Origin of the sequence: Vibrio sp. CyArs1 (assembly GCF_022432925.1) — a bacterium.
Classification (GTDB): Bacteria; Pseudomonadota; Gammaproteobacteria; order Enterobacterales; family Vibrionaceae; genus Vibrio; species Vibrio mediterranei.
In genome coordinates, this window is record NZ_JAKRBO010000001.1 from 1,370,692 (window position 1) to 1,396,156 (window position 25,465).

Sequence of the window (25,465 nt, forward strand, 5' to 3'; positions counted from 1 at the left end):
GGCTGCGCATCGCGCAGCCCTTTTTCGTTTTATAACGACCCGTCTCTACGGGTCTACCTTAATGATGCTCAAGTGGTCTAGCTGATTCAGTAACTCTGACTGATGATTTCCTTGATCAGTCATTACATTACTATCGGCAATACCCAAGTCATTCCATCCAATACCCTCAAGAGTGATATCCGTTTGCTCACCATTGTTGGTGACACTGATAACTGTTGTCGCTGGATCAGTGTTGTCGTTCGGATCATCATTAACCGTAATGGTAATGTTTCCTAGCAAATCACCTAAATTGTCGTGATCTGGCAACAAGTCAGAGATATCCAACTTATCATCACCAATATGGAAATCCGTTACGGTTTGCTCTGCAGGGTTGGTTGTGGTGCCAGCACCTTCCTCAGTAAACAAGAATAAATCAAAGCCGTCTCCACCGGTAAGAATATCGTTACCGCCACCGCCGTAGATAATGTCACTCTCATCCGTACCAATTAACGTCTCAGATGCTCCTGTACCAATGCGAATTTGGTCGGGTAGCGTGAGCTGCTCAGATTGATGTAGAGCCAGTAGCACCTCAGTTGGCGTCATACTGTCCACTTCCTGTTGAGACACACCTAGAAGCGATGTCAGTGTCACACCTTCCAATACAATAGACTGTAACACTGCCCCACTATCACTGATCTCAATAACCGTATCACCAGACTGCTCTGACACACTCAACTGGTCTGTTAATTGCTGGTCCGCTTTAAAGTCGACTGCAGTTAGGTCAACCACATCATGTTTCACGTTTGGATCAGTGGCTGCAAAGTCACGTACATCAAAGTCTTTAATCGTATCCGTTCCAGCGAGACTCGCTGTTTCCCAACGGAAAGTATCTTGCGACTCAGTGTCCACACTAGTACCACCGCCAATAGGAATAGAGTTACCAAATAGCCACTCATCATCCGAGGTTGCGGTAAGAATGTCGTCAAGCGAACTATCGCCAATCTGACCTTTGTTCCCCGTCACTGTGATGGTAATTGGCTGTACGCTATCACCACCAGGAGCGCCATCTGTAGCTTCAATATAGAACGTCTCTGTAGCAGTTTGGTCTCCAGTGAGTGCATTACTGCTGCCAGTAAGTAATACGTACGCCCACACGCCAGTCGCCACGTTGAATGTAAGCGTCCCATACTGGCCTGTTGCAGTAAATGTATCACCACTCAATGTCCCGTTACGCAACGAGCGAGTCACCGAAGCACTATCCACATCGGTGATGTTCACTGTTCCGGACACAGAATCAGTCACACCTTCTTGAACACCTTTGGCAAAATCACCAGTGATGCTTGGCGCATCGTTGGTGCCTTGGATGGTTACTTTGACTGTCGATACGGTGCCATCCACAGATTTCACGTTAAAGGTATCATCGACCGATTGGCCCACATTTAAACTATTGAATGACTCGTTTGCAATATACGTCCAGTTTCCATCAGCATCGATAGAGAACGTACCATGGTTACCTGCGACATTGGTCTGTTCCTGGAACTTATTGTCAGGATTGTCGATATCTAAAGAGGTTAACGTGCCACTTGTACTCAGCACCGCGTCTGCTTCCTGTAAGGTCACATCTGCACTGCTCACTGTAGCGGCATCATTAGTACCCGTGATGACTATCTTCACCTCAGAGGTAGTGCCATCAATAGAAGTCACCGTAAAGCTCTCTTCTGCTTTCTGACCTTCTGCTAGGTTATCGAAATTACTCTTAGCGGTGAATGTCCACACGCCCGCTGCCGTCAGGGTAAACGTACCTAAGTTACCCACTGTCCCATTTTGAGCAACAAATACGTTATTTGCATTATCAGGGTCATCTGCCGTCAGCGTCCCGTTAGCCGTTAGTATGCTGTTTCTTTCTGTAAGGTTCTCAGTAGCAGCACTAATGTCTGCAGCATCGTTGGTGCCGTTGATTTTCACCGTAACAGTCGATGGCGTGCCATCAACAGAGGTGACATCGAACGTTTCTGAGACGCTTTGACCGACGTTTAAATGATCAAATGACTCTTTAGCAACAAATGTCCAAACACCATTGGCATCAATACTGAACGTACCGTACGTCCCTACTTTGCTGCTAGGCGTAAAGGTATTATCCGCGTTATCAACATCACTAGACGTTAAGGTATCGGTAATTGTCAATGGAGCATCCGTTTCATCTCGCTCCACAGAGCCAACACTTACCGTAGCGGCATCATTGGTACCCTCGATCTTCACCGTCACACTCGTTGGCGTTCCATCGATAGTAGTAACAGCAAAGGTTTCTTCAACACTTTGACCAACATTCAAAGAATTGAATGCTTGGTTAGCCACAAACGTCCATTCGCCGTTGGCATCGATACTAAACGTACCGTATGTGCCTTGCTTATTGTTTTGAACCGTAAACGTATCGTCAGGGTTATCGACGTCCGTTGAGTTGAGATTGCCTGACATCTGCAGCGGTGCATCGGTCTCGGCATGAGTTTGAGATTCAGGAGCAACTATCGCAGCGTCGTTACGGCCTTCGACCGTGACTTCAATTGTCTGCTTGATTGCATCGCCTTGAGCCACACCACCAACCAAGCTCTCAATAAATAGGTCAAAGTTTTCAGTGACTGGACCATCGTTAAGACTGTTGGCTTTATCTTGGTCTAGTACGTACTCCCACTTGACACTTTCCGGTGTATCTCCTGCAATTAGCTTAAGCGTACCGTACGTACCTTGGATTTCCGTCACCATACCGGAGTTACTCAAGCTATAGCTGTGAGTATCGTTATGGTCAACATCAGCGATCGTCACCACACCATTAGCCGTGCCAGATTCTGCGCCTGCTGGATCTTCATGTACGGTTCCAGTGGCAACGGTATTTGCAGCAACAATGGTTGGAGCATCGTTGGTACCTGTCACTTGGAAATTGACAGTAATAGTATCTGAGGCACCGTGTTCATCCGTGACTTTCACTTGATAGCTTAATGGACTAGACAGCGTTTCACCTTCTGATAAATATTCAAAATCACCAGTCAGATTAAAGGTCCAAGCTCCGGTCACCGGATCGACCGTCAATTCGCCTCTTGGATCACCAGAGACTACTTGCCAGTGATGGCTATCCGCCACATTAACAGTATCAACATCACCAGAGTCAAAGTTGCCAGTAAGCTGCGTCGTGGTGTTTTCCGTCGCCATTTGTTCGCCAATATCCACGATTTGCGGTGCATCGTTGGTACCGACAATAGTGATATTAATGACATGTTCGTTGGACTCTTCTGTTGCCGTTACGCCAGAACTGTCTGTCGCGACAACACTCACTTGAATAGTTTTAGTCTGCCCTTTGGCTAGCGCATTAATCTCTGGATTGTTCTCGTCAACCACGAACTTCCAGTTACCGTTGTTATCAACAGTGAACGTACCAAGATTTGAGTCTTGTTTTACAGAGAAGGTATGAGTGTCACCAACGTCAACATCGGAGACCGTGACTTTACCTGCCGCGGTGCTACCCAAAGCATCACTTACTGAGCCTGAAGCCGAGCCTGATACGGTTGGTTGATCGTTAGAACCGACTACCGTCACTTCTACTTTTTGAGTAACTTCAGCACCGAATTGATCGGTTGCGCGTATTGTGAACTCTTCCGTTACCGTGACGCCTTCACCTAATGATTGAACATGAGGCTTGTCGTTGAATAGAACGTATTTCCATGTATTTGTAGATGGGTCGACAACAAAGTTACCGTAAGTACCGTTTAGGTTGACTGGATCAAGGGTAACGACATCGTTAGTGTCAACGTCATCCAAATGGATCTGCTTGGTCACTGATACTTCCGCACCACTGAAGACATCTTCCGTAACAGACCCATTATCGGTCGTCATCGTTGGGGCTTGGTTATCCCCTTGAATATTGATCGTCAGAGTTTGAGTCGCCGTCTCACCTTTAGGATCCGTAACGGTTACTGTCCAAGTTTGCTCAATGCTTTCATTGGCAGCTAGTGCGATGATATCTGGATTGGTTGGGTCGACTGTGTATGACCAAGTGCCATTGGCGTTAAATGTTAATGTTCCATAGCCATTATTCACGCTATCTGGAGTGGCTGCCCAAGTATGTTGATTCTGATCTTGAGCATCTACATCAGAGACAGCTAATTTACCTGAAATTGTTTGGTCAGAGTCGTCGGCAACAATAGTTTCTTCAACGTGGGCTTGTAGCGTTGGAGCATCATTTTGGCCATGAACATTAACTACGATTTCTAGTGTTTTAGGTAATCCATTTTCATCAACCACAGTTTTTCCGTACTGGTCAACTGCGTATACCTCAAACGTATCTTCTCGAACCTGACCTTCTTGCAGTGACTGTACCGCACGACTGTCATTATCTAGCGTGAACACCCAAGAACCATCTTGAGCAACAGTGATACTGCCGTAAGTACCTTGGCCATCAACCAATGTCCAACTAATTTGGTTGCCCAATTCAATACTAGGGTCAAGCGTAAGTGGACCACCACTTATTACTACCTCATCAGCGCCAGTCCCTAACTCGCTAGATACACCATTGTCTTCATTTGCAGTGATGGTCTCTACAACGATTTTGGTGTCACCTTGGTCGGAGTCTTCTGCCGAGCCAATTATTTTGACTTTCACCTCACGTGTATCTGATGCTGTACTCGCACCTTCATTTGTATCGGTATCAGTAACCCTAACAACAAATGTATCAAACACCTCTTTTTCAGCAGGTATTTCGATCCCAGGCTTAAGAACATATGTCCACTCACCTGTATCAGGGTTTATGGTGAGAGTTCCGTATTGACCAACCGAATTACCATCAATTCCCCATACATGAGTATCTCCCAAATCAGCGTCATCCACACCAAGCAGACCAGACATTGACGTGGTTACATCTTCAGTCGCTTCACCTAACAAAATGGTGTCGTTCTGAGGGGCTGTAGTGTCTGTCTCATATGTAATTTCAGGCTTATCTGCTTTACCTTCAATCGTAACGGTGACATTTACGTAATTGCCATTTTCATCGATTACGCGCCAAGTTTCTGTTGCAGTTTGGCCTTCTTCTAAACCTTGTGTAAAAGGTGAATCATTATTTAGAACATAAGTCCAACTGCCATTACTGGCTTCTAAATGGCCATAGATTCCACCACTAATTGGGCTAGTAGTCAGAGTGCCTTGTAATGGGTTACCCGCATCAGCGTCATTATCTGTATCTGTTAGTTTATCGTCTTCAATGACATTTAGTTGCGAATCGTCAACTTTAACGCCGGCACCTCCACCGCCACCGCTAGGGTCATACTGGCCGATTACATTAATAACTACAGGGATACGTTCTGATACACCACCATTATTATCAGTGGCTACTACATAGAAGGTTTCTTGTTCAGTCTGCCCGACTTGTAGGGCTTGAGTTGCTGCCTTAGTATTATCAAGAACATACGTCCACTTACCGCTATTATCTAACGTTAAGGTACCGTATTGACCCACACCTGAGGACTCAATCGACCACGCATGAATAGAGCTATTGTTATCGACATCTGTAGCGACCAATTGGCCTTCAACGCGGGTTAAATCAACACCAAATACATCCGCAGTACCGTCCTCTACAACCGTGCCAGTCGATTCACCATGAATCACCGGAACGTCATTTCGGCCTTCAATCGTGATAGTGATTTCTTGGGTAATGGTGGCGCCATTTTTGTCTTGAGCAATAACGGTGAACACTTCTTTTTGTGTTTCGCCTTCTGCTAGTGCTTGCAACAAATCATTCTTTGGCGTGAACTCCCAATTACCATCTTTATCAATCGACAAGTCACCACGCAGCCCCGTGTAGACGCTATGAGTTTGCCCATCTGCAATCACAAACTCGGCAGAGTCCCCATTGTCTACGTCAGTAAGTACCGCCTGACCAGTCACTGGTGTTAAGTCATCACTTGGGTCATCCGTCCCGTTATCTTCGACAAATGTGCCAGACACATTACCACTAACTGTTGGCGCATCGTTTTGCCCCTCGATACGGATAGTTACCGTTTCAGTGGATGTTGCCCCATGACTATCCGTTACCGTGACTTCAAAGGTATCAGTGACTACCTGCCCTGGTTTTAAGGCTTTAATTTCTGCTAATTTGCTTGGCTGGTCATAAGTGAACATCCATTGACCATTGGAGCTGAGCGTCAATGTGCCATATTCACCGCGTCCGTTATTAGAATCAGTGAGTGTCCATAGATGAGTATCATCAGCATCGACATCGCCGGGTTCTAGCAATCCCGTTGCCGTATTTTGCCCTGCCTCTATCGCATCTTCCGATATGGAAGCGACTTTCGCCCCCGTGATGTTTGGTGCGTCATTCTCACCTTCAATAACAATCTTAATTTCTTGAGTCGACTCAACACCATACTTATCTCTAACACGCAACTGAACGGTGTCACCACCTGGTAATATATCTCCCTTATCAAGAGAATCTACATCGGGATGGTTATTGTTCAGCACATAAGTCCAAGTACCTGTGGCTTCATCAATACTGAAAGTACCGTATTGGCCACCTTGCAATACACTCCAAGAAACGATTTCACCCTGATCCGGGTCACCACCACCAATAACATTGTTATCTAGCTGATCTTGGGTCGGAATACCCGCAATGATCGTTCCACTCAAGGCGGCTCCATCTTCTATCACGGTATATTCAGGTTGAATAACAATTTCTGGCTCACTGTTGGTGCCCGCAACGGATACCGTAACAGTAATCGTGTCTGTTAAACCGCCAGCGTCCGTTACAACAACTTGGAAAGTATCTGTTACCGTCATGCCTGGTGGTATTGAGCGAGTAGCCAGTGAGTCACTGTCGAGCTCATAAGTCCACTTACCATTATCATCAACCGACAGCTGACCGTAGGTGCCCGTCGCTTTTCCATTGACTGGGTTCTCACCCTGAACCTGCCAAGAATGAGTATCAGTAGAATCAATGTCAGATACGGCAAGGTTACCCGTCGCCACTTCACGTCCTGGAGTGTCTTCGATAACACTACCAGTTGTAGTACCCGCAAGTTCTGGAGCATCATTCGTTCCAGAAATATTGATAGTAATGGTTTGAGTATCAGAACCATTGGATTGACCTGAGCTGTCTTTAACCGTGACGGTGAAGGTTTCCGTTAGCGGTGTATCTCCCGGTCTCAATGCTTGCACAGACGGGTTGCTATTATTGAGGGTGTAAATCCATTCACCAGTCACTGGATCGATAGAAATGTTACCGAACTGTCCTTTCCCGGTATTCAAAGACCATGAATGTGTGTCATTGGTATCGACATCTCCTGGATCAAGCTGGCCGACAAATTTGATTGGCTGAGAGGGGTCATTGTTAGGGAAATCATCTTCGGTAACACTACCTACAAAGTCTCCGTTAATGACTGGCTGATCGTTGGTCCCCGTGATATTTAGGGTGATGGTTTTTTCATTAACCGCACCGAACTCATCGGTCACTTTAATGGTAAATGTTTCCGTGACTACTTCACCATGAGCCAATGCTTGCACTTTACCACTTTGAGCGGAGGATGCTTCTAGATCGTATCGCCATTTGGTGACACCATTGGCATTCTCAAAAATAGTCAGAGTGCCGTACTCACCAACACCACCGTTACTATCAGTAATTTCCCAAGTATGATCATCGTTAGCATCAGGGTCTCCATCTTTCAAAGCTCCCGAGCGAGATTCAACACCATCTTCGACTAAGTTAGTATTGCCATTGATTTTAATTTTCGGTGCGTCATTGGTACCCGTAATATCAATGGATACGACTTCTGTACTCACTGCTCCGAACTCATCGGTCACTTTAACATTGAACGTAAGTTCTTTAGTTTCACCTTCTCTTAAAGCTTGGGTTTCTTTCGAACCATTCTTCAATACGAACTTCCACTGACCATCAGGTTGAACTACAAGGTTTCCGTATGGTGTTGAACCGTTGTCGACAGAGAAAGTCAACTGTGCATCGACATCGATATCAGTACCGTGTAATGTACCAGTGGCAATTCGTGTACCAGCTACAGAAGTTCCGTCATCTAAATTTCCGGCCTCGACCACCGAACCACTTAAGTCACTTGCATTGGTGAACGTGGGTTGATCGTTAGTACCTTTTACCGAAATAGTAATGACTTCAGTATTTAGCGCACCCAACTCATCTCTTACCGTAACGGTAAAGTGAATATCCTGAGTTTGTCCCTCTTTGAGCGCCTGAGTTTCGGGAGAGTTATTATCTAATGTAAAGGTCCATTGGCCATCTGGTAAAACAACTAAGTTACCAAAGTCACTACTACCGTCATTGACGTAGTACGTTAGATTACTGCCGGCATCTGCATCAGAGCCAACCAACGTACCTGTCGCTTGAGTGACTCCGGAAACAATCGTACCGTCATCATTATTTCCGGCCTCAATTACAGTGCCGGTCAGATTGCTAGCGCTAGTGATCTGTGGTTGATCATTGGTCCCTGTAATATTGATTTTGACGACTTCGGTATTTACTGCACCAAACTCATCAGTGACCTTAACCGTAAATGAAAGCTCTTTAGTTTCATTTTCTCTCAGTGCTTGTGTATGTACAGAGTTGTTGTCTAATGTAAACTTCCATTGGCCATTTTCCTGAACAACCAATTCACCATAATCATTGCTTCCATTATCCACTGAGAACTTAAGCTGAGCATCCGCATCAACATCTGTCGCAGTCAATGTACCAGCAGCAACGGCGACACCCGCAACAACCGTTCCGTCATCTAAGTGTCCGGCCTCTGTGACAGCCCCATTAAGAACACTAGAACTAGTAAATGTCGGTTGGTCATTCGTGCCCTTAACGGTAATGGTGACGGTTTCAGTGTTAATCGCGCCTAATTCATCCCGTACTTTCACAGTGAAAGTAACATCGTGGTTCTGACCTTCTTTCAAAGACTGTACCTGAGAAGACGTATTATCTAGAGTAAACTTCCAGTCACCATCATCGTCGACAACCAATGTGCCATAGTCACTGCTACCATCATCAATTGAGAAAGTGAGGCTTGAGCCAGCATCTACGTCAGCACCAATCAGCGTGCCTTCAACCTCTGCAGTACCAGTAACTGGCGTGCCATCATCTTGATGTCCTGCTTCTTTTACATCGCCAGACAGATCACTTGATTGGGTTATCGTTGGTTTATCATTAGTACCTGTGATGGTAATTTTGACGACTTCAGTATCAGTCGCGCCAAATTCATCCGTGACTTTTACGGTAAAAGACAACTCTTTAGTTTCATTTTCTCTTAGCGCCTGAGTTAGCGAGGAGTTATTATCTAGTGCAAATGTCCATTGGCCATTTGGTTGAACCACTAAATTGCCATAACCCGTTGCTCCATTTTCAACAGAGAAGGTTAACTTAGCATCTGCATCAATATCTTCTGCATGCAACTGACCAGACGCAGATGGAGTTCCTGGAACAGCCGTTCCATTGTCCAAATGCCCTGATTCAATAACATTGCCCGATAGCTCACTCGAGTCAACAAAGGTTGGTTTGTCATTGGTACCTTTGATAGAAATGGTCACCACTTCATTATTAATAGCACCGTGCTCATCGCGAACTGTCACTGTAAAGTTGACGTCTTTTGTCTGCCCTTCTTTCAGAGCTTGAGTTTGCTCTGAATTATTGTTCAGCGTAAAGGTCCATCGACCATCCGGCAACACAACCATGTTTCCATAATCGCTAATACCATTCTCGATGTAATATGTCAGCGTGCTATCTGCATCAACATCAGTACCAACTAACGTCCCAGTTGCGACATCCGTTCCAGGCACCGTAACACCAGAGTCCGTATGCCCAGCTTCAGTAACGGTAGCTGCGAGAGTACTGCTTGAAGTAAAGGTTGGTTGATCATTGGTACCCGTTATAGTGATGGTCACCGTTTCGGTGCTCACCGCACCAAACTCATCGGTCACTTTGACCGTAAAGCTAACGTCTTTAGTTTCGCCTTCTTTAAGTGCTTGCGTCTCAGTCGTGGTGTTATCTAGCGTAAAGGTCCATTGACCACCTTCTTGCACCACAAGTTTGCCGTAAGGACTGTCGCCATTGTCCACAGCAAACTTCAACTGTGCATCAGCGTCTGCATCATCCGCAGTCAAGGTACCAGTAGCCGTTGGTGTACCTGATATAACATTGCCATCGTCATCATGGCCCGCTTCAGTCACAGCACCAACAAACTTACTGCTGGCATTAAATGTTGGCTGGTCGTTGGTACCCGTAATGGTGATGGTCACGGCTTGCTCAGTCACCGCCCCTTTATCGTCGGTCACTTTCACCGTGAAAATGACGTCTTCCGATTGGCCTTCTTTCAGCCCTTGGGTAGCGTCTGAGTTGTTATCTAGAGTGAACGTCCATTTACCCGTCACCGGATCGATAGCGAAGCTACCGTAGTTGCTGCTGCCTTCGGCGCTAAACGCCAGAACGGAGTCGGCATCCACGTCAGTGGCTTCAATGGTACCCGTTGCGCTTGGTGTGCCAGATACCACGGTGCCGTCATCTTCATGGCCCGCTTCTTTCACCGCTCCCGCTGTTACGCTATTACCATCAATAGTCGCAGCATCGTTGGTACCGGTAATAGTGATGGTCACGATTTCAGTGTTCACCGCACCAAACTCATCGGTCACTTTGACTGTAAAGCTGACGTCTTTGGTTTCGCCTTCTTTGAGTGCTTGCGTCTCGGTTGTAGTGTTGTCTAGCGTAAAGGTCCATTGACCGCCTTCTTGCACCACTAGTTTGCCGTAAGGGCTGTCGCCATTATCCACTGAGAATTTATGCGTTGCACTGGCATCTACATCATCCGCAACTAATGTACCGGTAGCGGTAGATATGCCCGCTTGAAGGTTACCCGCATCATCGTGACCCGCTTCGGTCACCGCACCTACAAGCTTACTGCTGGCATTAAATGTTGGCTGGTCGTTAGTACCCGTAATGGTGATGGTCACGACTTGCTCAGTCACCGCCCCTTTATCGTCGGTCACTTTCACCGTGAAAATGACGTCTTCCGATTGACCTTCTTTCAGCCCTTGGGTGGCGTCTGAGTTGTTATCTAAAGTGAACGTCCATTTGCCCGTCACCGGATCGATAGCGAAGCTACCGTAGTTGCTGCTGCCTTCAGCACTGAACGCCAGAACGGAGTCGGCATCCACGTCAGTAGCTTCAATAGTACCCGTCGCGCTTGGCGTACCAGATACCACGGTGCCGTCATCTTCATGGCCCGCTTCTTTCACCGCTCCCGCCGTTACGCTGTTGCCATCAATAGTCGCGGCGTCATTAGTGCCGGTAATAGTGATGGTCACCGTTTCAGTGTTCACCGCACCAAACTCATCGGTCACTTTGACTGTAAAGCTGACGTCTTTGGTTTCGCCTTCTTTAAGTGCTTGCGTCTCAGTCGTGGTGTTGTCTAGCGTAAAGGTCCATTGGCCACCTTCTTGCACCACAAGTTTGCCGTAAGGACTGTCGCCATTGTCCACAGCAAACTTCAACTGTGCATCAGCATCTACATCGTCCGCAGTCAAGGTACCGGTAGCCGTTGGCGTACCTGATATAACATTGCCATCGTCATCATGGCCCGCTTCAGTCACAGCACCTACAAGCTTACTGCTGGCATTAAATGTTGGCTGGTCGTTAGTACCCGTAATGGTGATGGTCACGGCTTGCTCAGTCACCGCCCCTTTATCGTCGGTCACTTTCACCGTGAAAATGACGTCTTCCGATTGACCTTCTTTGAGAGATTGAGTCTCAGTTGACGTGTTATCCAACGTAAACGTCCATTGACCCGTCACTGGATCGATAGCGAAGCTACCGTAGTTGCTGCTGCCTTCAGCACTGAACGCCAGAACGGAGTCGGCATCCACGTCAGTGGCTTCAATAGTACCCGTTGCGCTTGGCGTGCCAGATACTACGGTACCATCATCTTCATGGCCCGCTTCTTTCACCGCTCCCGCCGTTACGCTGTTGCCATCAATGGTCGCAGCATCGTTGGTACCAGTAATAGTGATGGTCACCGTTTCAGTGTTCACCGCACCAAACTCATCGGTCACTTTGACTGTAAAGCTGACGTCTTTAGTTTCGCCTTCTTTAAGTGCTTGCGTCTCAGTCGTGGTGTTATCTAGCGTAAAGGTCCATTGACCGCCTTCTTGCACCACTAGTTTGCCGTAAGGGCTGTCGCCATTATCCACTGAGAATTTATGCGTTGCACCGGCATCTACATCATCCGCAACTAATGTACCGGTAGCGGTAGATATGCCCGCTTGAGGGTTACCCGCATCATCGTGACCCGCTTCGGTCACGGCGCCCACTAGCTTACTGCTGGCATTAAATGTTGGCTGGTCGTTAGTACCCGTAATGGTGATGGTCACGACTTGCTCAGTCACCGCCCCTTTATCGTCGGTCACTTTCACCGTGAAAATGACGTCTTCCGATTGGCCTTCTTTCAGCCCTTGGGTAGCGTCTGAGTTGTTATCTAAAGTGAACGTCCATTTGCCCGTCACCGGATCGATAGCGAAGCTACCGTAGTTGCTGCTGCCTTCAGCACTGAACGCCAGAACGGAGTCGGCATCCACGTCAGTGGCTTCAATAGTACCCGTTGCGCTTGGCGTGCCAGATACTACGGTGCCATCATCTTCATGACCCGCTTCTTTCACCGCACCCGCCGTTACGCTATTACCATCAATAGTCGCAGCATCGTTGGTACCAGTAATAGTGATGGTCACGATTTCAGTGTTCACCGCACCAAACTCATCGGTCACTTTGACCGTAAAGTTAACGTCTTTAGTTTCGCCTTCTTTGAGTGCTTGCGTCTCAGTCGTGGTGTTATCAAGCGTAAAGGTCCATTGACCACCTTCTTGCACCACAAGTTTGCCGTAAGGACTGTCGCCATTGTCCACTGAGAATTTATGCGTTGCACCGGCATCGACATCATCCGCAACTAATGTACCGGTAGCGGTAGATGTGCCTGCTTGAGGGTTACCCGCATCATCGTGACCCGCTTCGGTCACGACGCCCACTAGCTTACTGCTGGCATTAAATGTTGGCTGGTCGTTGGTACCCGTAATGGTGATGGTCACGGCTTGCTCTGTCACCGCCCCTTTATCGTCGGTCACTTTCACCGTGAAAATGACGTCTTCCGATTGGCCTTCTTTGAGAGATTGAGTCTCAGTTGACGTGTTATCCAACGTAAACGTCCATTGACCCGTCACTGGATCGATAGCGAAGCTACCGTAGTTGCTGCTGCCTTCGGCGTTAAACGCCAGAACGGAGTCGGCATCCACGTCAGTGGCTTCAATAGTACCCGTTGCGCTTGGCGTGCCAGATACCACGGTGCCGTCATCTTCATGGCCCGCTTCTTTCACCGCTCCCGCCGTTACGCTATTACCATCAATAGTCGCAGCATCATTAGTGCCGGTAATAGTGATGGTCACCGTTTCAGTGTTTACCGCACCAAACTCATCGGTCACTTTGACCGTAAAGCTAACGTCTTTGGTTTCGCCTTCTTTGAGTGCTTGTGCCTCGGTTGTAGTGTTGTCTAGCGTAAAGGTCCATTGACCGCCTTCTTGCACCACAAGTTTGCCGTAAGGGCTGTCGCCATTGTCCACTGAGAATTTATGCGTTGCACTGGCATCTACATCATCCGCAACTAATGTACCGGTAGCGGTAGATGTGCCTGCTTGAGGGTTACCCGCATCATCGTGACCCGCTTCGGTCACGACGCCCACTAGCTTACTGCTGGCATTAAATGTTGGCTGGTCGTTGGTACCCGTAATGGTGATGGTCACGGCTTGCTCTGTCACCGTCCCTTTATCGTCGGTCACTTTCACCGTGAAAATGACGTCTTCCGATTGGCCTTCTTTGAGAGATTGAGTCTCAGTTGACGTGTTATCCAACGTAAACGTCCATTGACCCGTCACCGGATCGATAGCGAAGCTACCGTAGTTGCTGCTGCCTTCGGCGCTAAACGCCAGAACGGAGTCGGCATCCACGTCAGTGGCTTCAATAGTACCCGTTGCGCTTGGCGTGCCAGATACCACGGTGCCGTCATCTTCATGGCCCGCTTCTTTCACCGCTCCCGCCGTTACGCTATTACCATCAATAATCGCAGCATCGTTGGTACCGGTAATAGTGATGGTCACCGTTTCAGTGTTCACCGCACCAAACTCATCGATCACTTTGACCGTAAAGCTAACGTCTTTAGTTTCGCCTTCTTTAAGTGCTTGCGTCTCAGTCGTGGTGTTATCTAACGTAAAGGTCCATTGACCACCTTCTTGCACCAGAAGTTTGCCGTAAGGACTGTCGCCATTGTCCACAGCAAACTTCAACTGTGCATCAGCGTCTACATCATCCGCAGTCAACGTACCGGTAGCCGTTGGTGTACCTGATATAACATTGCCATCGTCATCATGGCCAGCTTCAGTCACAGCACCAACAAACTTACTGCTGGCATTAAATGTTGGCTGGTCGTTAGTACCCGTAATGGTGATGGTCACCGCTTGCTCAGTCACCGCCCCTTTGTCGTCGGTCACTTTCACCGTGAAAATGACGTCTTCCGATTGACCTTCTTTGAGAGATTGAGTCTCAGTTGACGTGTTATCCAACGTAAACGTCCATTGACCCGTCACTGGATCGATAGCGAAGCTACCGTAGTTGCTGCTGCCTTCGGCACTGAACGCCAGAACGGAGTCGACATCCACGTCAGTGACTTCAATAGTACCCGTTGCGCTTGGCGTGCCAGATACCACGGTGCCGTCATCTTCATGACCCGCTTCTTTCACCGCTCCCGCCGTTACGCTATTACCATCAATAGTCGCAGCATCGTTGGTACCGGTAATAGTGATGGTCACCGTTTCAGTGTTTACCGCACCAAACTCATCGGTCACTTTGACCGTAAAGCTAACGTCTTTGGTTTCGCCTTCTTTGAGTGCTTGCGTCTCAGTCGTGGTGTTATCTAGCGTAAAGGTCCATTGACCGCCTTCTTGCACCACAAGTTTGCCGTAAGGGCTGTCGCCATTGTCCACTGAGAATTTGTGGGTTGCACCGGCATCGACATCATCCGCAGTCAACGTACCGGTAGCCTTTGGTGTACCTGAAATCACATTACCATCGTCATCATGACCCGCTTCAGTCACAGCGCCAACAAGCTGACTGTTGGCATTAAACGTTGGCTGATCATTCGTACCAGTAATTGTGATCGTAACAACTTCCGAGGTCACTGCGCCTTTGTCGTCAGTAACGTTGACGGTAAATTGAATCTCTTGCGTTTGACCTTCTTTAAGTGCCTGTGTTTGTGGGGAATTATTATCGAGATTAAAGACCCACAAACCACTAGGTTGTACTTGTAAGCTGCCGAAGTCGCTACTTCCATCTTCCACAGCAAAAGTTAAGTTTGAGCCTTGGTCCACATCACTCGCAACAAGCGTACCTGACACTATTGATTGACCAGCCACCTCTGTTCCATCGTCAAGACTCCCAGCCTCAATAACTTGTCCAGAAAAACTACTAGAAGTCGAGAACTCTGGCTTGTCATTCGTCCCAGTAATAGTGATTACAATTGTGTCTGTCACCACCGCACCTTTATCATCGGTAACCAAAACCGTGAATTCAGATGTAGCTGTTTGACCTTCTGCTAGAGCTTGTGTGGCGGTAGAAGTGTTGTTTAGGGTATAGGTCCATTCACCAGTCTTGCTATCAATAGAGATAGAGCCGTATTGGTCAGATTGGTTAGCGACCGAATAAGCAAGAACCGAGTCGGTATCGTTATCTGTGGCAACAACTTGGCCAGTTGCAGTGTCATTTCCTGCGTCAATATCGCCGTTATCGAAGTAACCAGATTCGGTTACGCTCCCTTCCCCAGGTTCGACTATCACAGGAATATCATTGATAGGATTGATGGTGATGGCTACACCACCCGACTGGACAGAGTTTATTTCCCCACGACCATCGTCAACTGTGTAGGTAAATTGGCCAGCATCTTCACCTGCGGTATATTCCATTGGTGCATCAAATTGTAAACCTTCAAACTCAGCTTGCGTTAACTGCTGACCTAACGTAACCGGAGTGCCATCAGCGAGTGTTAGGGTACCTAATTTAGGAAGCTCTGTGACAGTGAGCGTCAGCACATCACCATTCGGATCGATGGGAAAGTCGAGGTTTAACTCACCATCTTGCGACTCTTCATCATAATTGCGTAAATCAAATACAGTAACAGGGGCAGCATTAGAGAAAATATCTAGGAGTGCATTAGTCTGGGTATCGTTAAGACTGCGAGGGTCAAGTCCTGTAGTTTCGAAGAAAGTCGCTGCTTGAACTTGCGGGTTTATCGCTTCAACGGTTGCCGCATCGGATATACTGGAGCTTAGGCCATCACCGGCCGCCGTCGCTTGATCTTCATTTTGGGTCGGGTCTTCACCGGATTCAATTTGAGCAATGATGTCTAGTGCATCTTGATCACCTTGCAGCAGGCTTGAGCCAAAATCATCACTTGGAACGTCGACTTGAGCTAGCTTAATGCCCTCTAATTCATTACTAGGCTGCTCGGCAACCTGTTCAAGCACCACGTCTCCAGGTCGGGGGGCAACCCCTTCTGGTAATACGACCAATTTTCCTTGTGAATCAAGAACTAGGGTTCCTGTGACATTCACAAGCCCCATTAATGCAGCGATACTCATGGCGAGCTCCTTTTAAAACCGACTTCACTCTGGTTAAAAGTTCAAAAAACAGTTACTTCGATACCCAAACACTACTTACTTGATATGCACTCTCGCACATTTAAGCATTATAGGTTTGTTAATCTTCATTTCTAATTTATATGCGTAATGTAAATATCAGATATTTATCGTTATATAAAATGAAATTAGAATTAAATAAGGAGTAGTCTCAAAAACGAAATACCAAAAGGAAGCTGTATAGAAAACAAACAGTCATTTCGTTTAAAACAAGAGGATAAATGTAATGATTTGTATGGTTTAGGTGGTGAGAGTGTCTAAAAGTTCAGGGTTAACCCCGAAGCCAGTTTTATGCTCCTCAATGACCACTTCACTGCGAGTTTGAATCACCCCCGGCAAAGTACCCAACTTGGTGGACATAAATGCCTGATAGGACTTCATATCTTTGGTGCGAACTTTGATCATTGTGTCGAAGTCACCCGACAGAGAATAACACTCTTCAATTTCAGGCATCAGTTCTACCGCTTTGGCAAACTTTTCGAAGATGGAAAAACTGGTTTGATCGAGTCGAATATGAATGAAGACTTGGACATCCAAATTCAGTTTTTCTGGATTGAGCTCCGCATGATACCCAAGAATGAAGCCTTCTTTTTCTAGTCGCTTAACCCGATCAGAACAGGGAGACGTTGTTAGATTGACCTGTTTAGCCAACTCAACAATCGGCATGCGACCTTTAAGACTGAGTATTCTTAGGATTTCTAAATCGATTTTATCTAATGCGAGCGAAGCCATTGATTTATCTCGAGCGAATGGACATTCTCTCGATTGTAAATCAATCGTTATGCATGTAAATAGACGTCAGATCACAAACTCACAACAAAACCAAAAGGTTAAACGTAGGGAGCCTGAAAAAGTTACGCTAAATTTGCTTGCTGACTCATGACAGGTTTTGCCGCTTCTTGGTTTTGCTTATTACAAACTCGGCAATACAGCTGACGCTCTAGTTTGTAATAACCACTACCTGTGACAAGTTGAGACATTAATTGCTGGAAGCTCTGGAGCATGGAAGTACTATCATTTGGACTGCGTCGCATCACGGCTTTGTGGGCTGTATCTTTCTTGCATGCTGCGCAGTAGTTAGTTGGCATTGTCATTGTCTCCAGCTGGTCTGATCATTTCGTGACCATATTGTGTAAAAGGTCGATAGAATTACAAAACGATCATTGCAAAAAATGTGGCGGCTATTCCAAATTCTTGGTCATTATTTTGCGAATTTTTGATCAAGATTTCGAAATTAACTTACAAACCCCTCTAAAAAACCGAAAGTGTAACAAGATGCGAGCAAATTATGTCATCTTGCTGCGAAAATCACGTATCACTACTAATAATCAACAAAGTGCGCATTTAACTGGTACAAAAAAGCCCACTCCTAAGAGTGGGCTCGACGCTTTAATTTCGTTAGATAGTTACTTAGCTGGTTTGATATTGAAGAAAATAGCAAACAATACTGGCACCACGATCAAAGTCAGTACCGTCGCAAATCCAAGTCCAGCCATGATCGTCACCGCCATAGAGCCAAAGAACGCATCAAACACTAGCGGGATCATCCCCAAAATAGTTGTCAAAGCAGCCATACTCACTGGACGCACACGACTCACAGCACTATCAACAATCGCTAAATACGGATCTTTGCCACTTTCCAACTCAAGATTGATCTGATCCATCAGCACAATGCCGTTTTTCAGAATCATACCGCTCAGGCTTAACAGACCAAGTAACGCCGTAAAGCTGAATGGCATATTGGATAGTAAGAGACCAAATGCGACACCAATGATCGACAGTGGAACAGTAAGCCATATCACCAAAGGCTTTTTCAATGAGTTGAATAGCAACATGGTAATAATGAACATCAACAAATACCCCATAGGCAAGGATTTGAACATCGCTTCTTGCGCATCCTTCGATGACTCATATTCGCCACCCCATTCGATCGTGTAGCCATCAGGCAGAGGCAGTGATTCTACCTGTGGCTTAACACGAGCGAATAAACTTGCTGCGGTCTCATCTCCAAGCACATCGTGGTCTGCAAGTACGGTTAATGTGCGTTTTCTATCACGACGTTGAATAATAGGTTCTTGCCAATCCAATGTAACATTGTCAATGACTTGCTCGACCGGAACATAGGTCTGAAGCATTGGGCTCCATATGGAAATATTCTGCAAAGATGCATAGTCCACACGCTCATCTTCAATTAAGCGAGTCACGATGGGTAGCATCTGAGTTCCGTCACGGAATACGCCAATGGTATTGCCACCAAATGCCAGCTGAAGTGTGTTCGATAAGTCCTCTTTAGAGATACCCAAACGACGCGCTTTCGACTCGTTGAATTGAGGGACGAGCTCTTTGGTTCTTTCACGCCAATCATGTCGAATGTTTCGCGCCCCAGGATCAGCAATCAGTACATCTTCAACTTGTACCGCAATATCACGTAGTACCTGAGGATCTGGACCTATAATACGAGCCTCGATCTTTGAAGCAGGAGACGGACCGAACTCCATTAAACGTAGCTGGAACGTTGGTGCGGCAAATTCGCTCGCTAAGTTATCATCTAACTTATGTAATAGCTCAAACATATTGTCGCGACTAGTTGCTCGAACTTGTAGCTGAGCATAGCCTTCGTAGCTCTTCTCTGGTTGATAGGTCAACATGAAGCGTTGCAGTCCTTGGCCAACCGACGTAGAGACGAACTCAACGTTATCCTGCGCTTGAATGTATTGCTCCACTTTTTCTGTTTGCTTAAGTGTCTGACGAATATCCGTTCCTTCAGGCATCCACATATCGACAAAGAACATTGGCGTATTAGATGGTGGGAAAAATGACTGTTTCACCAAACCAAACGCCATCACCGCGGCAATGAGCATTGCTACCATGCCTGCGACGGTTAACCAACGTAGCTTTAGAGCAAGTTTTAATGACCAACGGAAGACCGTGAACAAAACACCTTTATATGGGTCAGAGTCATCTGCGCTCTCGTTTTTGTCTGATTCCTTCAGCAGTAAGTCAGCCAAGAACGGAGTCAACGTTAATGCGGTAATCCAACTTAGGAACAGTGAATAACACAGAACCCAAAATAGAGACCCCATGAATTCACCCGTTGCATCCTGAGACAAACCAATAGGCGCAAATGCTGTGATCGCAATTACGGTTGCACCGAGCAGTGGCCATTGGGTTTGCTTAGCGATACCCATTGCGGCTTGCTTCTTGGTTTGGCCTTGTTTTAGCCCCACTAAAATGCCTTCTACAATCACGATGGCATTATCCACCAGCATACCCAGAGCAATAATCAACGCGCCCAGAGAAATACGATGTAGCTCGATATTATTGATACTCATCATAATGAAAGTACCAAACACCGTTAGCAGCAAAACCGCACCAATGATGATGCCGCTACGCATTCCCATGGTAAACAGCAGCACTAAAATGACGATTCCAACCGCTTGAGCAAGGCTGACTACAAAGTCTTGAACTGACTTATCTACTTCCGCCGATTGATTGTAGAAGTAATCAAGATGAATACCCGCAGGTTTGATGCTTTCTAGTGATTTCAGCTGTACATCTAACGCCTTACCAACTTCCACTACGTTAACCCCAGACGAAAATGAAATCGCCAGGTTAATAGCCGGTTTACCGTTAAACGTAATCACATTCGACGGTTTCTCTTGAATACCTTTTGAAATATCCGCGACATCTTTAAGACGAATCAAGTTTCCGGTATCACGACCATGGATAATCAGATTTTCCAATGACTCAACGGAATCTAAGCTACCATTTGGACGAATCGCTAAGCTTTCGCCATTAATCATAATCTCGCCAGAGGAAAGCACGCTGTTTTGCTGATTAAGCAATCCCATAACCGCATTCATATCCAGGTTCAGTGCTGACAACCTTTCTAGAGACAACTCAACAAACAACATCTCTTGCTGGTCGCCTGCAATGGCCACTTTGCCTACGCCATCGACTAACTCAAGCTCTCTGCTTAAATAATCCGCATAGCGCTTAAGCTCAACATAATCATAGCCATCACCCGTGAGCATGATCATTACGCCAAACACATCACCAAAATCGTCAATGATTTGTACCGAGCTCACACCATTTGGGAGCTGCGGTTGTAGATCATTGATTTTTCGGCGCATCTCATCCCAAATCTGTGGCAACTCATCAGGACCATAGTCCATTTTCATACTAACCATGATTTGAGAAAGACCCGAAGATGATGTCGATTTGATGTTATCGATATAAGGGAGTTTGCGGATTTCTTTCTCTAATGGATACGTCAGTTCTTCTTCGACTTCCGTGGATGTTGCCCCCGGATAGGTAGAAATAATCATTGCATCTTTAATGGTAAATGCAGGGTCTTCCAAACGACCTAGATCCATAAAAGATTGCACGCCGCCGATAGCTAAAATGACTAGAAACAACCAGCTGATGACGCGGTTCTTAATTGAATATTCCGTTAAACTCATTGTTATTTATTCCCCTTGAGAGCCACTTCTTCACCATCTCTCAGTTTTCTCAAGTTAGAGCTCACCAACACGTCACCTTGGGTAACACCAGTATCAACAATCACGCCGAAACTGTTCACTTGGTCCACATGAACAGGTGTCTTAGTGACGACTCCTTCAGCATGTTTCCATACAAAGAACTCGCCTGGCTTAGTACCAGCCTCAAGCACGGTCATCGGTAGTTGATAGCCTTGGATTGAACTTAGCCCTGCTGCCACCATGTCCACGTTCACGGCAACACTCGTACCAGGAAGGATTTTCTCAGCTGGTTGAGGCATCTGTAGCCACAACTCATAAGCACGGCTTTGTGAATCTGGTTCGCTAGAGTGCTCCAAATAGGTCATGCTGTAGCTTTGATCTACACCAGAAAAATAGGCTCTTGGCTGATAGGCATTTTTCTGAGCCTGTGGAGTAATCGATGCAAGAATGTAGTCCGACAAACTGATTTTCACGTACACTTTGTCGTCTTGATAGATAGACACTACGGTCTCACCCGCTCCAACATTCTCAAAACGCTCTTTATCCACACTCGCGACCACGCCTGCAAAAGGAGCCTTCAAGTTGGTATATTGAATCTGATGTTGAATGTTCTGATACTGCGCTTTCGCAAGCTGCTTGTTGGACGTTAATTCATCTAGCTCAGAGCTAGAGATCATGTCTCTTGAAAATAATTCCGCACCACGACGCAATTGCTTGGTCGCTAGCTCGTATTGTGCTTGTGCATCACGGTACTGCTGCTGAAGTTTTTGGTCATCAAGCTTTGCGACAACTTGACCTTTCTTCACCGATTGACCGGACTTCACGAGTAAGTGTGAGATTTCTCCTTGAATACGGAACGCCAGATTGGTCTGTTCTGCTGTGACCACTTGGCCACGAAATTCGCGATATTGCTGTTCAACAGGCTTTTTGACTTCAATCGTCTCCACCTGCAAAGGTGCTCGCTCACGTACTGTGATATCTGAATAGCAGCCTTGCAATGCAAGCGCAGCTAAGCCTAATGCTAATATTGACTTTTTCACTAGATACCACCCTCACGAGTCCATAATTTGACTTGCTGTCCTTCGGCTAAGTTTGCCGCACCAGCCACAACAATTTGGTCGCCTTGTTGTAAACCAGCCGTCACATCACCTTTTTCATTAAGCGAAAGCTGAATTTGATGAACTTGACGGGTCGCAGGGTCAAAGCGCCAAACCTTACCGCTGGTTTCGTTCTGGTTAATCCAAGCGGCAACAGGCAAAGAAAACGCACGTTCTGTGGTTTCACTTTGTATATGTACTTGGCCCGACATGCCTGCGAGTACATTGATATTTTCTGGCTTAGTGATTTTTACTGACGCCGCATAGCTATTGGTATCAAGATCAGGCTGCATCGCAATCTCTCTAAAGGATGCTTCAATACGTTGATTACGGTGGCTATCTAACGTGACGAAAAAGTGCTGATGCTTAAGCTCATCAAGCGTCATATTCTTCACTTCAGTGACAGGAATGGCGAACGTCACGTCTAAATCTTGGCTACTAATTAGATTCAGAATGGGTTGCTTGGCACCGACCACTTCGTATGGTTTTTGGTGAGTAACGGACACCACACCATCAAACGGAGCGATAATTTGTGTGTAGCCTAAATCCGCCTTAGCTTGCTCAAGTGACGCCTGTGCAGCCTTAAACTGTGTTTCATTGCGATCAAAGGCATCGGCACTGATAAGCTTCTTAGCAAATAACTGCTGGGCACGTTTTAGTTGCGACTGTGCGAGATCAAACTCAGCTTGACGAGCATCCAGGGCCACTTGATAGTCCGTTGGGTCAAGTGTCGCTAGAATTTCACCCGCTCTCACCGCTTCACCCATCTTCACATCTATCGAAGATATTTGTCCTGCTACCTGAAACGATAGCTGTGCTCGGTCTGTGGCATCCACTTGCGCTAAGTAACTGCTCACCGGCGAGAAATTCAACTCTGGAACTTCGACCACTTTAACCGGCTTGATCACGGGTTCATTGATTTCCGACTGTGCTTGATTACAACCGGTCAGTCCGATGGCCGCCAATAAAGGCAACACAATCAAACCACTAGTTTTGAATAGACGATGGGTTTTCATAATAATTATCCCAAATTATATTTTACACTTGTGCAGTTAATTACTTTACAAGTGTGCAGTATAAGTATAATTTGAAAGAGATCAATAGATATTGCACACGTGTGCAGTATAATATTTAAGACTAACTTTATCGCTTTTGGTTATATGAAGAAGTCGTGACATTAACTCAGTAAATTTACTGCTCTTGATGACAGGATTGATGCGAATCTTGTCGTCGAGCACACTATTGCAGTACTCTGTATAGGATTGATTGAATTTAGAAGGTATCGAGTGGAAAAGAAAAAAGGTCGTCGCAGCGCAACGGCAGCGGAAGAAACGAAAAACCTGATCATGACGGTCGCAGCAGAAATGTTTTGTGAGCTAGGCTATGAGCGTGTATCCATACGCAATATTAGTGAGCGCGCAGGCGTCTCTCATAGTTTAATTCGTCACCACTTCGGTAGCAAAGAACAAATCTGGTATGGCATCAGCGACCACCTTCACGCGTATATGCAAAAGTACATTCGTTATCTTCTCGATCAGCTTCCAGAAGACACCCCCGCGAATGTAAAAGTCTACCGTTTTGCTGTAGGTATGTTGGCGCACTGCATTGTCATTCCTCAACCGATCCAACTTATCGCAGACGCAATGCGTCAAGAAAATGAATTCTTCGACTACTTTATTGATAGCACCGGAGAAATTGAGAGCATCGTGTTCAAGTTGGTTGATGACTACAACGCAAATTCCCCACAAACGCCACTCATTATGCATGAACTGAAGTGGAAACTGATGATGTTCGCCCACGGTTCTGCTTGTATGCTTCCAATGCTCAAAGAAACATGGTCACAGGAAACCACAGATCTGGATGAATGTTTGGTCAAACACTGGTCGCTGTTCGAAGCACAAGTTGCAAATGAATTGTCTATAGGTGAACAAGACCGTTTGAAGCCGACAAAGGTCGATGAGCTTGTTTATCAGGTTGAATGTGATTGGGGTGAGTGTCCAAGATAATTGTGCATGTATGCTGTGGATTGAGGGTTAAACTACGATCTCTCATCCACTCCAGGAAACTAAGAAATAAAACGTGCCTACAACAAGTGACATAAAGTATGTCACGATCCAACATGTATTCGCCACCGCCGTGTTCAAACCATACAACCTAGCAGGTAATACCCCGATAAAGCCGCAAGGCATGCAGGCTAGCATGATACAAAGCGGCAGCAAGACTCCGCTAGCTGCACTCCAGAGATCCAAAGACCAAAAAGCAAATAAGACAAATAGAACACCAAACGCAATCCTTGTCATAGACGCAGTTATCGCAATTCTAGCCCACTTTCTCGAACCAGTAAGATGAAAAGTTAGTCCAGCGGCAAATACAAGTAACAAGCTACCAAGTGGTATAAGCCATTGACTAACATCTGACAAAATGGAAGGTCGACGTACATCGGTAACAGACAAGAGTAATCCCGTACATAAAGCACTGACAGACACCACGAAAACAGGATTACGCCAAAAATGATGAGCTTTGTCACCCATTGTTTTTCCCTGCGCGCGACAGTAAGGAAATATCAAGCCGAAATAGATCGCTTCTTCAAATAACTTGAATAGCGCAAGCAAGGCCACACCATCTTCACCAAAAAACACAAAGGCAAACAACGCACCTAAAGCACCAATATTGTAGAAACTGGTAGTGGGGAGTAAGGAGGCAAAATCAAGCCGCGATAAAGAGAAAATACGAGAAATGAAGATAGCTGTTACTGCACCAGAGCCAATAACTCCAACTCCCAGCAACGGCACAATCAGTAACTCAGTATCTACACCACTCAACTGCCACAAAGAGTTAATGACGGCAAAAGGAATAATGAGTAGTAGCGATGATTGACTCGCCAATGACCTTAAAGCCTCTGAGCGTGTCGGCGCATAGTGCTGAATAAGCATTCCCACAAAAAAGCTGACACCTATAAGAACCAGCATAATTATTAGTTGCTGAACCACAAAATCTCCTCGACAAAATCCGTATCGCCTACAAACCCTTGAACTATGGCAACAACTCCAGTTAACAAGCAAAGGCTATATTATCACTCTGTAAACTCTGGAAGTGCGCAATATTGTTAGCTGATGTGCTCACCGCAAACTATTTTTCACTTCCCTT

Annotated in this window: 8 protein-coding genes; 1 reads left to right on the forward strand and 7 read right to left on the reverse strand. The window is 46.2% G+C overall.

Translation table 11 applies throughout. The features are described 5' to 3' along the window. Positions 1–45 precede the first annotated feature (45 nt). From MMA19_RS06455 to MMA19_RS06480, 6 genes are all read right to left on the reverse strand, one after another. Positions 46–16,683: a VCBS domain-containing protein gene (locus tag MMA19_RS06455; protein ID WP_240205801.1), complete on the reverse strand. Its 16,638-nt coding sequence runs from the start codon at positions 16,681–16,683 to the stop codon at positions 46–48. A 297-nt stretch (positions 16,684–16,980) separates the two neighbouring features. Next, positions 16,981–17,472: an Lrp/AsnC ligand binding domain-containing protein gene (locus MMA19_RS06460; RefSeq protein ID WP_006070243.1), complete on the reverse strand. Its 492-nt coding sequence runs from the start codon at positions 17,470–17,472 to the stop codon at positions 16,981–16,983. Positions 17,473–17,594: 122 nt separating this feature from the next. Next, on the reverse strand, positions 17,595–17,834 hold the full coding sequence (locus MMA19_RS06465) for a hypothetical protein (protein WP_231892911.1): 240 nt from the start codon (positions 17,832–17,834) through the stop codon (positions 17,595–17,597). Between the two features lie 312 nt (positions 17,835–18,146). Next, positions 18,147–21,203, reverse strand: coding sequence for an efflux RND transporter permease subunit (locus MMA19_RS06470; protein ID WP_062462905.1), 3,057 nt, complete (start codon positions 21,201–21,203; stop codon positions 18,147–18,149). Positions 21,204–21,205: 2 nt separating this feature from the next. Then, positions 21,206–22,261: an efflux RND transporter periplasmic adaptor subunit gene (locus MMA19_RS06475; RefSeq protein WP_038230868.1), complete on the reverse strand. Its 1,056-nt coding sequence runs from the start codon at positions 22,259–22,261 to the stop codon at positions 21,206–21,208. After that, on the reverse strand, positions 22,261–23,334 hold the full coding sequence (locus tag MMA19_RS06480; protein WP_240205802.1) for an efflux RND transporter periplasmic adaptor subunit: 1,074 nt from the start codon (positions 23,332–23,334) through the stop codon (positions 22,261–22,263). The genes MMA19_RS06475 and MMA19_RS06480 overlap by 1 nt, the downstream gene beginning before the upstream one ends. 270 nt (positions 23,335–23,604) lie before the next feature. Between MMA19_RS06480 and MMA19_RS06485 the strand changes: the two genes are divergently transcribed. Beyond that, on the forward strand, positions 23,605–24,324 hold the full coding sequence (locus MMA19_RS06485) for a TetR/AcrR family transcriptional regulator (RefSeq protein ID WP_006070248.1): 720 nt from the start codon (positions 23,605–23,607) through the stop codon (positions 24,322–24,324). A gap of 42 nt (positions 24,325–24,366) precedes the next feature. On the opposite strand, the gene MMA19_RS06490 is transcribed toward MMA19_RS06485, so the two are convergent. Beyond that, positions 24,367–25,308 (reverse strand): hypothetical protein, encoded by a 942-nt coding sequence (locus MMA19_RS06490; protein ID WP_240205803.1) that lies wholly within the window; start codon positions 25,306–25,308, stop codon positions 24,367–24,369. Positions 25,309–25,465: the final 157 nt, after the last annotated feature.